General features: G+C 50.4%; 1 rRNA gene. It reads right to left on the reverse strand.

What is annotated here, in order from left to right:
- Nucleotides 1-156 (reverse strand): 16S ribosomal RNA (locus ACPYOJ_RS34630); the annotation flags it as partial.
- Nucleotides 157-552 lie beyond the last annotated feature (396 nt).

Genomic DNA, 552 nt, shown 5'->3' on the forward strand with positions numbered 1-552 from the left:
GGTATTAGCACAAGTTTCCCTGCGTTATTCCGTAGTAAAGGGTACGTTCCCACGCGTTACTCACCCGTCTGCCGCTCCCCTTGCGGGGCGCTCGACTTGCATGTGTTAAGCCTGCCGCCAGCGTTCGTTCTGAGCCAGGATCAAACTCTCATGTTGAGAATTCAATCATTGGCATTTACGTCACGTTCTGAATCGACGAGAACTTCACACCTGTTTTCTAAACAGTCAGCCGAAACCAACCGTCAAAAACCAGTGTAACTTCTCTTGATAAACGTGACCGCCAAAGTCTCTTTCAAAGAACCGGAATTCCTTCCGGTCCCGCAAGCTCCGCCGCCCACGTTTCTCTTTCTTCTCATCTTCAATTGTCAAATAACAGACCAGTCATCCCGGTCGAATAAAGTTCCACAAAGTCCAAAGCACCTAAGCCTCAAACCATCAATCAGCAATCCAGCCAATCCGGAAACCCTAGAGCGAGAAACTTCGTCGCCAGCAGCGCCGCCGCCCTCGTTCAGTGACGCGGCTTATAAGTCCTTCCCTCAGACATAGTCAACA

It is taken from the genome of Rhizobium sp. SVR5-9E, assembly GCF_056755095.1.